The following is an 11,222-nucleotide window of genomic DNA, read 5'->3' as shown; positions in this document are numbered from 1 at the left end:
CCCCCCCCCTTACTTCGTTGTATTTCGCTCTATAATTGTAATTGCTAAACGATGATGCTCTTCCTTTAATTGACGCCCTTCTATTTTCTCAATTAATAACTGCGTTGCAATTTTCCCCATCTCATAAATAGGCTGTGCAACGGTTGTGATAGCTGGATACATCATTTCAGCTAAAGAAATTCCATCAAATCCGATAATTTGTAATTCATCTGGAATAGATATTCCCTTTTGCAATGCAGCTTTTACTGCACCTAATGCAATCAAATCATTTCCTGCTACAATACCATCAATATACGGATGCTTCTCAAGCAATTCAGAAGCAACATATTCACTTTTCGTAGGATGAAATTCACTTTCTGCAATAATGTAAGAAACATTTTGCTTCGTGACAGCATCGATAAATCCTTGAAAACGCTCATTTGCAGTGCTGAGATTTCGCGGTCCACGCATATGCGCAATCGCTTGACATCCTTTTGCTAATAAAAGCTCTGTCGCTTGTTTACTTCCAGCATAGTTATCGGCATATACCGTTGGAATACTTTCATGAAACATGCGGTCAATTGCTATAACCGGCACTTGTAAATTCATGTAATTACTACTATTTTGCGGACTTGTTGCGACAATAAAGCCATCGACGTTATTTTGTATAAGCACATCAATGTATTGTTTTTCTTTTTCTAAACTTTCATCAGAATTACATAGTACAACTGTATATCCTTGTTTATGAGCTACGTCTTCTACTGCCCGAGCTACCTCTGGAAAGAATGGATTTACGATGTTTGGGACAACTAACCCGATTAGACGAGAACTCTTATTATATAGAGAACGTGCCACCGTACTTGGCCTATAATCTAATAACTCAATTGCTCGCTGTACTTTTTTGAGCGTATCTTCATGCACATAGCCATTCTTATTTAATACTCTAGAAACAGTAGCAACGGATACCTCTGCTAGTTTGGCGACGTCTTTTATCGTACTCATTCTCTTCCCTCTCTATTCTATGTAACCGTTTACACAAATAATATAACTTATTCAGTAAAATCCGTCAATTATTTATAAGTAAAAAGACGTGATTAAATCTATGTAAAAATACAAAAAGCATCGCCATTATAGGCGATGCTCTTCCTTATTATGAATAAGATACACTTGCATCTTTCTCTTCTGTTTCATTCTTTTGTTCTTCTGTTCCCTTTTTTCGATCAGAAAGCTTAATTTTCTTCAAGAAAAGTGTAAATACAGCACCGACTATAATAAACACTAATCCAGTCATAAATACATGTTGAAGAGAATCTAATAATGATGTCTTCAAGACAGGTACAATGCTGTTTGCAATTGCTTCTGGCATTTGCTTCATTGCTTCTGGACTAAATAGCATTGAGTACAGCCCTTGTGGATTTGTATGAATCATATCTTTAAACTTCGTCACCAATTCTCCTGCTTGTGGCGGGAATGTATTCAGTACAGGTACTAACTTCTCTGTTAATACTGTACCAGATGTGTTATTCATAATAGAACCTAAAATCGTAATTCCAAATGTACCGCCGATTTGACGGAAGAATTGACTTGATGAAGTTACAACCCCAAGATCTTTTTTCGGAAAGCTTTCTTGTAGCGCTAATGTTAAAGTTGGCATTACAAGACCCATTCCTAAACCAATAACAGCCATATACGATGTTGCTACAAGCTTACTTGTATGCATATCCATTGTCGTTAAAAGTCCGAATCCACCGGCCATAATCAGCATACCAGTAATAATTTGCGGCTTTACTCCAACTTTTAACACAAGCTGCCCACCAATAATACTTGTAACAATCATCGTGATCATCATTGGCGTCATAATCGTTCCTGATTCAGCAGCACTTACACCGACAATTCCTTGCATAAAGAATGGTACAAACGTAATTGCTCCAAACATTCCAACACTCATAAAGAAACCAATTGCATTTAATAGTGTAAATGTACGATTTTTAAAGAAATGGACAGGTAAAATCGGTTCTTTTGCTTTTGTTTCAATAATGACAAAGCTTACAAGACCAATAACTGCAAGCGCAAATAATCCAATGATTTGCCAAGAACCCCAAGCGTAGTCTTTTCCGCCAAATGTTAATGCTAATAATAAGCTGACAACACCGAGAATCATAGTGAAAATACCCGCGACGTCAATTTGAATTGGACCAGTTTGTTTCTTACCTTTTAAGCCCATTGCAATAAAGATTGTCGCTAAAATCCCAACTGGTAAGTTAATGTAGAACACCCATCTCCAGCTCATTGAATCAACAATCCAACCACCAATTTGTGGACCAATGACAGAAGCAAGACCATAAAGTGCTCCAAAAATCCCTTGCCATTTCGCACGTTCTTTCCCTGTAAACATATCCCCAATGATAATCATAGCCATCGGCATCATAATACCGCCGCCTAGCCCTTGAATACCACGGAAAATAATTAATTCTGTCATGCCATTTGCCATACCACAAAGTGCAGAACCAACCATGAAGATGATTAATCCTGTCATATATACATTACGGCGACCTAACAAATCTGCTAATTTACCAGCAATCGGTACAACCGTTGTTGATGTTAACAAATATGCTGTTGTTAGCCATGTCATTAAACTTAATCCGCCAAGTTCACCGACAATACGCGGCATTGCTGTACCGACGATTGTTCCGTCTAATGCAGCAAATAACATTGCGATAACTAAACCGATTAACAGCAATGTTCTATTTTGATTTGCTTGTTGTTCCATATAATCTCCTCGACTCTCTTTATTTTTTCTCTTTCTCTTTCTCCTCTGATGTTTGACAAATAATTGCTTCTAGTTTTTCAAACAACCGAAGTAAGTCTTCTCTCTCTTGTACTTCTAATTGTGAAAAGTATTTTGCAATATGTTGATTCCGAGCAGTCATTGCCTCTTCTACTACATCTTTCCCCTTCGCCGTTAACTCAATTACGACAACGCGGCGATCATTTTTATCATGATAGCGTAAAACCAATTCTTGATCGATTAAACGATCGATCATCACTGTAATTGCACTTGGTTTCACATACATTATTTTCGCTAATTCTGTCGCTCTTGCTGTGCCGTAATGACTTAAAATTTTTAAAATATAAAATTGCGGTGGTGTTAGTCCAGATGATTGCAATTGCCCTAATAACTCCGTTTGCATTTTCTTTGTAATAGAAAATACAAGAGCTTGAATTTTATCAATATGAGCTATATCCTTTTGCATATTTTCCACCTCTTATTTAAACAATAAAATATTTAACGCTTTTAAATATTAAACCTCATAACTAATAATGTCAATAAATTTATCTCTTAAAAATTTTTATAATTTTTTGACGAAAACAATAGCGAAGAGCATGTTAATTTAAAATATAGGATGATTTCTCCACAAAAAAACTACCATTACTATGTATACAAAACATAGCAATGGTAGTCTTTGCTTTTTTATAAAATCAATTCAATTGTTTCAGTAACTTGAATACTATCTTTCACGGATTGAACAATCGTACAATTCTTCACAGCAAGCTCTAACGCCTTTTCTAACTGCTCTTGCGTGATTCCTTCCGCCTTTATTTTATAGTGCAAATGAACGCTCTCCACTGGTTTTGACAAAACTTCACTTCTTACAATTTCAGTTGCAATTGTAAATTCATTATACGTAATACGTTTTTTTTCTAAAATCGTTCGAAACACAATCGAACTGCATCCTGCAATCGAAGCAATAAGAAGTTCTAATGGTGTATACCCATTTTCTTTTCCAATTTGCAATTCACCATATGGAAGATCAGTTGTTATTTCATTGCGCTTGACTGTTAGTTTCATATGCATTCCCCATCTCTACTTGCGCCTTTTGCTTTCGTTTCTTATTTATATAATAATACACGTAGCAAAAAATGATAAATGGGATACCGCAATATAACGCCATGCGCTGTTCTGGGATAAACGCTAAACTAATAACAACAATGCTATTTAAAATAAGCGCGGCAATTGGAACAATTGGATATAATGGTGTCTTATATTTTAAATCTTCCAGCTTACCACCATTCTTTAAATGTTGTTGTCTAAATCGAATTTGTGAAAATGCGATAACAATCCAACTCGCTACTGCTGATAAACCTGCAATAGATAGTAAATACATGTATACTGTACTCTCTGCAAATACACTTGTTAATAATGATAGTGCTGCAACAGCAATTGTCACAACTAATGCAGTAACAGGAACACCTCTTTTATTTATCTTCTTAAAAGAAGTTGGTGCCATACCTTCATTTGCTAATGACCATAAAATACGTGTTGCTGCATATAAACCAGAGTTTGCTACAGATAATAAAGCAGTAATAATAACAAAGTTCATAATATCCGCTGCATATGGAATACCGATTTTATCAAATACAACAACAAACGGGCTTTCAATAACTCCTGCTTCTTTCCAATCAATCAGTCCTACTAAAATCGTCATTGTTAAAACGAAGAATAACATAATACGCCATACTGTATTACGAATTGCACGTGGAATAGTTTTTTCTGGTTCCTTACTTTCACCTGCTGCAATTCCAATTAACTCTGTTCCTTGGAAAGAGAAGTTTACAGTAATCATTGTCAATAATACCGCTCCAATTCCGTGTGGAAATAATCCGCCATCTTGTACAAAGTTAGAAAATAGCGGTGCTGCTGCTTTTCCATCGTATGGTAAAAATCCAAGCAATACGCTTCCACCAAGAAGTATAAATGCAATAATAGTAACTACTTTAATACTTGAAAACCAAAACTCTAATTCTGCATAGCTTTTTGCTGATACTGCATTTGAAATGAATAAAAGACTACCGAACACAAGGCACCATACCCAAACATTAACATCCGGAAACCATCTTTTCATCATTAGACCAATTGACGTTAACTCTAAACCAACCGTTACAGCCCAGCCAAGCCAATACAACCAGCCAATCATAAATCCTGTTCCAGGTCCGATAAATTTCGTCGCGTACTTTTGAAACGATCCAGAAACAGGCATTGCAACTGTTAGTTCACCAAGACAAAGCATCGTTAAATACATAATAAAACCGCCGACTAAATAAGAAAGAATTGCTCCCCCTGGTCCTGCTTCATGAATTGTATATCCTGATCCGAGAAAGAAACCTGTTCCGATTACTCCTCCGAGTGCAATCATAAATAAGTGTCTACTTTTCATTGTACGATGTAATTGCTCATTCGTTGTCTGACTCATCTTCTTCCTCCCCTAAACGCTCTTTGTATTTTAAAATTTCTGATAATATAAAATATACAATAAAGCGTTTACAATTTCTATATAAAATTAAAACTTTTCTAAAAAAATAACTCTTGCATAAAAAAAATGCAAGAGTTATCTGCTTTCTAAACGTCTTGAAAAAATCGACAAGCTATAATTTACAATGAAATACATACATGCAACGAGAAGAAACATTGGAATCATATAGTTTACATTTTGACCATTAATAATTTGAGCATTATGCATTAATTCTGGCAATGAAATTACGACCGCCAACGATGTATCTTTTAAAAGGGATATAAATTGACTGACTAGCGGCGGCACCATACGCCGCAGTGCTTGCGGTAAAATAATATGCTGAAGCGTCTGTACATACGATAGTCCAGAGGCACGCGCTGCTTCAATTTGTCCCTTCTCAATTGATAATAAACCACTGCGAATAATTTCTGATATCATCGCTGCTTCAAATATCGTCAAAGCCACAACGGCCGCTGTTGTAATCTCTAATTTCAATCCAGCTTCTGGGAGCGCAAAATATGTAAAGAAAATAATTAATAACAACGGTAAATTACGAATGATTTCAACAATACAGGCAAGTATTGCTGATACAACAGGCATTTTCGTATATCGTAACGTACCAATTACACTACCAATTACAAAACTAAGAAAGATTGCTATAAGAGCAATTTCTAACGTAACAAGTAATCCTTTTAGTAAAAAGATAATATGATCCCCTGTATAAGCACCTCGAAAATCCATTTACACAGCTCCCTTCGCCAAGCGTTTCTCTAAGTATCGAACACCCACGCTAAGCGGAACAGTTAAAAGTAAATAAAACATACCAACAAATATATATACATCAAATGTGACAAATGTTCTTGTAGAGATTAAATCACCTTGGTACATTAAATCCGCCCCAGCGATAATACCTAGTATAGAAGAGTTTTTCACTAAATTTAGAAATTGATTGCCTAGCGGCGGAATCACAATTTTTATCGCTTGCGGCAAAATGATATGATACATCGCTTGCCCATACGTTAAGCCAGAAGAACGCGCTGCTTCCATCTGCCCTTTCGGAACTGATAAAATTCCCGCCCGAATTGCCTCTGTAATAAAAGCCGCTGTATATATAGTAAGTGCAGTTGTACCAGCAACAAAGCCACTTAATGTAATGCCAATTACCGGAAAAGCAAAATAAAAAGCAAATGCAATTAAAACTAAAGGGATATTCCGAATAAACTCTACATATGCTGCACCAAGCCAATTTAGAATCCGAATTGGCGCAATGCGCATCACTGCGATTATGATACCAAGAATAAAACTACCAATTAACGCAATCAGACTAGACAGCAACGTATATTTGAATCCCTCTACATACAAATCTAGATTATTTGAGAGAATCGAAAAATCGGGCACAAACTCTCCCCCTCTTTCTTAAAAACAAGAGGATGATTATCTCTCATCCTCTTGCTATCCTATATTTTGTAGTTTTACTCAGGCTTTTTCCCAATCCACTTTTCATATAATTTATCGTATTCTCCACTTGCTTTCATCTCTTTTAGTAACTCATTGATTACTTTCGTAAGCTCCGTTTCGCCTTTTCTCACCGCAATGCCATACGGTTCGTCCGTGAATTTTTTTCCAACAACTTCATAGTTTGCGTCTTGCTTTTCCATACCATATAAAATGGCATTATCTGTAGTTAAAACATCGCCTTGTCCTGCCTTCAATGCAGTAAATGCTTCGCTATAATTTTCAAATTCAAGTACAGTCGCTTCCGGTGCTTTGGCACGAATATTGTTAGTAGAAGTAGAGCCTTTTACAGCTAACACTTTTACCCCTTTTTTCACATCAGCTATATCCTTAATTCCACTTCCCTTTTTTACAAGTAAAGATTGCCCAGCTTTAAAATATACATCTGAGAAATCAACTTCTTTTTTGCGTTCCTCGGTAATTGTCATTGTCGCAATAATTGCGTCAATATCGCCGTTTTTCAACATCGGGATGCGCGTTTTAGAAGTAACTTCTTTTAATTCTAATTTATTCTCATCGCCTAGAATTTTCTTCGCAAGTGCTTTCGCAACATCAATATCAAATCCCTCTACCTTTCCTGTTGCCGGGTTCTTTAATCCAAATAGATTCGTATCATACTTCACACCGACAACTAATTTCCCACGTTTCTTAATTTGATCAATAACAGTTTCTTTCTCATTTTTTACAGCTTCTTTCGTTTCTTCTTTCTTATTTCCGCACCCAGCTACAATCAGTACAAATAAACATGCAAAAACGATAAGCGTAAACCACTTTTTCATTTTAATCATCAAATTCCTCCCTTAACGATTAAGCACACGACTTAAAAATAATCGGGCTCGTTCTTGCTTTGGATTTTCAAAGAAATCAGCAGGTGCTGCTTCTTCCACAATTTCACCCTTGTCCATAAATAAAATGCGATCAGCCACCTCACGGGCAAATCCCATCTCATGTGTAACAACAACCATCGTCATGCCTTCTTTTGCTAATGTTTTCATAACGTCGAGTACCTCGCCAATCATTTCAGGATCAAGCGCAGAAGTTGGTTCATCAAACAGCATAATCTCCGGCTTCATTGCTAACCCCCTTGCAATGGCAACGCGCTGTTGCTGTCCACCTGATAGTTGGTACGGATAGGCATTTACTTTATCTGTAATCCCTACTTTTTCTAAATAAAACATAGCAATTTTTTCTGCTTCTTCTTTCGGCTTTTTGAGTACTTTTATCGGGGCAAGTGTAATATTTTGAAGCACCGTTTTATGAGGATATAAATAAAAATGTTGAAATACCATGCCGATGCTTCGTCTTAATTGATTTATATCTTCCTTTACACCATATATGTTTACACCATTCACAAACAATTCACCATCAGTAATCATCTCTAGTCGATTCATACAGCGCAGCAACGTGCTTTTCCCTGACCCCGATGGACCAACGACCACGACAACTTCCCCTTTTTCAATTTGTAAATTAATATCTTTTAAAACCTGAAAGCTGTCGTAATATTTGTTGACATCACGAAAAACAATCAATCTACTCCCCTCCTTTACAACTCGAAAAAGCCTATACAGTTTTTTATATTCGAAAGCATTAAAAAAAATAACTAGTAATCTTTTAGACAAAAAAAGAAGCAAAGAGATCACTCCCTTCGCTTCTTTTACTCTTTTTATGAAACTTCTTCTTGTTTATTTTTTCCGTATTCATGCTCCCAAAAATCAGCATTTTTAATACCAAGTTCCTGAGGATTAAATACAGGATCTTTCCCTTCCTTCTTCTGCTTCTCATAGTCTTTCAATGCTAAAAGCGCTGGTTTTTGCAAGAATAGAATCGCAATAATATTTACCCAGGCCATAATCCCAACACCGATATCTCCAAGCGCCCACGCTGTTGCTGCCGTTTTCACACAGCCATAGAATACAGTTGCTAAGAATATAAACTTTAATATAAGTATCATCCAAGGACGGTCTTTTTCGCGATTTAAATAGGCAATATTCGTTTCTGCAATGTAGTAGTATGCCATAATAGTTGTGAAAGCAAAGAAAAAGAGAGAAATAGCAACAAAAACATTTCCAAAACCAGGGAATACAGATTCAACAGCAGCTTGCGTATAACCAGGTCCCGGTTCCGCACCGTTCAAGTTATTAACAAGAAACCCTTTCCCACTTGCATCAAACACATTATACATGCCTGTAATAATCATCATGAATGCTGTTGCAGAGCACACAAATAATGTGTCAATGTAAACAGAAAATGCTTGTACAAGTCCTTGTTTTGCCGGATGAGATACTTCCGCTGCAGCAGCTGCATGCGGTCCTGTTCCTTGTCCAGCCTCATTTGAATAAATGCCTCGTTTTACACCCCATGAAATCGCTAAACCGATAATTCCTCCAAATGCAGATTCTAACGCAAATGCACTTTTTATAATAAGCATGAAAGCATCTGGCAGCTTATCAATATTCATAAAAACAATTAAACAAGCAACAAGAATATAACCAACTGCCATAAACGGCACAACAACTTGCGCTACATTAACAATACGTTTTATCCCACCAAAAATGATAAGACCTAGTACAACAACTAATACTGCTCCTGATACGGATGTATTAATACCAAACGCTGTTTCCAGACTTACTGCAATACTGTTCGCTTGTACACCAGGAAGCAACATCCCTGTTGCAAGAATTGTCGCCGCAACGAAAACAATCGCATACCATTTAATCCCTAGTCCTTTTTCTATGTAATATGCTGGACCACCTCGGAATTCCCCTTTGTACTTCGTTTTATAAATTTGTGCAAGTGTTGATTCTACATAAGCAGAGCCAGCTCCCAAAAAGGCTACGAGCCACATCCAAAAGACTGCTCCTGGTCCTCCAAAGGCGATCGCTGTGGCCACTCCAGCAATATTCCCTGTCCCAACACGGCCTGATAAAGAAAGTGCTAGCGCCTGAAACGAGGAAACACCCGCTTCTGATTTCTCTCCTTGAAATGTAAGTCTTACCATCTCACCCACATGTCTAACTTGTAGAAATCTCATTCGAACTGAAAAATATAAACCTACTCCTAAACATAAATAAACAAGTGCAGGGCTCCATACGATATCATTCAACCAATTAACAAAAGTTTCCACGAATCCTCCTCCTTTATAATTTAGAATTTTCAGAATATATAAAAATTATAAATTATACACCTTATACAATTCAATATTATTTCGAAAAAATAAACACATTTTCGTATAAAAACACAAAATATATTTCCCCCACACTTTCAAGCAATAAGATCCCACTGATGGAAGACTCACTTTATTAGTAACGAACAACACAGCAATTATCTAATATAATCTATATACCCAAACTAGCCTAAAAAAGAAAAAACTGACCATAACTCCACTAGAGGGTGTTTTCGGTCAGCCTTTTTTCTTAACATTCAATAATTGATTTTCTTGCAAGAATTCTTTGATGAATAGCTCTTGTTAATGTTTGAAAATGCTCTGGCATTTCCTTACCGTTAAACTTTTTCATGATTGTTCCATATAAAGCAACATCTCGAAGGCGCATGAAAAGCGGCAAAGCATCATATGAGGAATCGTCAAGCTGATGCTCTGTCTCATATCCTTCTCGTAATACTTGCAACTGGTGACGTGTAAAAGCCGCCTTTTCTTCCTCTGACCAATCTTTTCGTAAAACTGAATAATATAAAACCATTGCAAGGTCATGGACAAAATAATTATACGTTGCATCATCAAAATCAAAGATTGTTAGCTCTCCATTTTCATAGTGAAAATTCCCGTGATGTATATCTCCATGAATGAGTCCGAATGTACGACTTGTAGAAGGTAAATTCTTAATTTCTGCTACAATTTCATAGGCGATTTGCTGCAGTTCATTATCTTCTTTTAACATATCAATAATCGTAATCTCATCATCCATCCATGTAACACGATTCTCTGTTTTCGGATAATGCATTGTAAGGCGATGTAACTGACCAATTGCTTTCCCCCAAGCATAAAAGAGCTTATCATTCCAAATGTCGGGATCATTATCTTTCGCCCTTTCTCCTTTTGCATAATCAAAAAGAGAAGCATAAAAAAATGTTCCATCTGTCGCTTGTAAACTTTCTACAAATATATTGTTCTGTGAGCGATGTGGCGCCGCCACTTTTGCACCGTTTGCCCCAAGGTATGCCAAGAATTCTAATTCGGCCTCAATTTGTTTATATGTACGATGAGATGAATGTGTCAAACGAAGCACATATGATGTACTTCCTTCTCCCTCCGCACGAAAAATATAATTTTCAAAGTCTCCAAGCGGTTCTTCCGTAACAGTTACACCGAAGCGTTTTGCCCCTTCTTGTAAAATTTCTTTTGTAAATACTCGTTCAACTACTAATTCCATATGACCACTCCTTTCCTCTCTACGTAATTCGCCATAAATCGTAGAATCA

The 11,222-nt window shown here is 36.6% G+C and carries 11 protein-coding genes; all 11 read right to left on the bottom strand.

From position 1 onward, the window contains the following. Positions 1–9: 9 nt before the first annotated feature. Entirely contained in the window at positions 10–981 is a 972-nt protein-coding gene (locus ACFQZ1_RS14295; RefSeq protein WP_377882851.1) for a LacI family DNA-binding transcriptional regulator, read from the bottom strand. Positions 982–1,129: 148 nt separating this feature from the next. Further along, positions 1,130–2,749: an MDR family MFS transporter gene (locus tag ACFQZ1_RS14290; protein ID WP_377882850.1), complete on the bottom strand. Its 1,620-nt coding sequence runs from the start codon at positions 2,747–2,749 to the stop codon at positions 1,130–1,132. Between the two features lie 19 nt (positions 2,750–2,768). Next, on the bottom strand, positions 2,769–3,233 hold the full coding sequence (locus tag ACFQZ1_RS14285) for a MarR family winged helix-turn-helix transcriptional regulator (protein WP_377882849.1): 465 nt from the start codon (positions 3,231–3,233) through the stop codon (positions 2,769–2,771). Between the two features lie 218 nt (positions 3,234–3,451). After that, the gene (locus tag ACFQZ1_RS14280) at positions 3,452–3,829 is read right to left on the bottom strand and encodes an OsmC family protein (protein ID WP_377882848.1); all 378 of its coding nucleotides are present in this window, start codon (positions 3,827–3,829) and stop codon (positions 3,452–3,454) included. Continuing rightward, complete coding sequence (locus ACFQZ1_RS14275; protein ID WP_377882847.1) at positions 3,804–5,231, bottom strand: amino acid permease; 1,428 nt, start codon at positions 5,229–5,231, stop codon at positions 3,804–3,806. The genes ACFQZ1_RS14280 and ACFQZ1_RS14275 overlap by 26 nt, the downstream gene beginning before the upstream one ends. 135 nt (positions 5,232–5,366) lie before the next feature. Further along, on the bottom strand, positions 5,367–6,011 hold the full coding sequence (locus tag ACFQZ1_RS14270; RefSeq protein WP_377882846.1) for an amino acid ABC transporter permease: 645 nt from the start codon (positions 6,009–6,011) through the stop codon (positions 5,367–5,369). Then, the gene (locus tag ACFQZ1_RS14265) at positions 6,012–6,668 is read right to left on the bottom strand and encodes an amino acid ABC transporter permease (RefSeq protein WP_377882845.1); all 657 of its coding nucleotides are present in this window, start codon (positions 6,666–6,668) and stop codon (positions 6,012–6,014) included. Positions 6,669–6,742: 74 nt separating this feature from the next. Beyond that, positions 6,743–7,573 carry a glutamate ABC transporter substrate-binding protein gene (locus ACFQZ1_RS14260; RefSeq protein ID WP_377882844.1) on the bottom strand — a complete coding sequence of 277 codons (831 nt, stop codon included), beginning with the start codon at positions 7,571–7,573 and terminating at the stop codon, positions 6,743–6,745. Between the two features lie 12 nt (positions 7,574–7,585). After that, entirely contained in the window at positions 7,586–8,314 is a 729-nt protein-coding gene (locus ACFQZ1_RS14255; RefSeq protein ID WP_377882843.1) for an amino acid ABC transporter ATP-binding protein, read from the bottom strand. A gap of 134 nt (positions 8,315–8,448) precedes the next feature. Then, the gene (locus ACFQZ1_RS14250) at positions 8,449–9,909 is read right to left on the bottom strand and encodes an alanine/glycine:cation symporter family protein (protein ID WP_377882842.1); all 1,461 of its coding nucleotides are present in this window, start codon (positions 9,907–9,909) and stop codon (positions 8,449–8,451) included. Positions 9,910–10,198: 289 nt separating this feature from the next. Next, complete coding sequence (locus tag ACFQZ1_RS14245) at positions 10,199–11,173, bottom strand: phosphotransferase enzyme family protein (RefSeq protein WP_377882841.1); 975 nt, start codon at positions 11,171–11,173, stop codon at positions 10,199–10,201. Between the last annotated feature and the right edge of the window lie 49 nt (positions 11,174–11,222).

It is taken from the genome of Bacillus sp. CGMCC 1.60114 (assembly GCF_042676365.1).
GTDB lineage: Bacteria > Bacillota > Bacilli > Bacillales > Bacillaceae_G > Bacillus_A > Bacillus_A rhizoplanae_A.
Note: the sequence above shows the minus strand (reverse complement) of the source record. Positions and strands in the feature narration are given on the sequence as shown.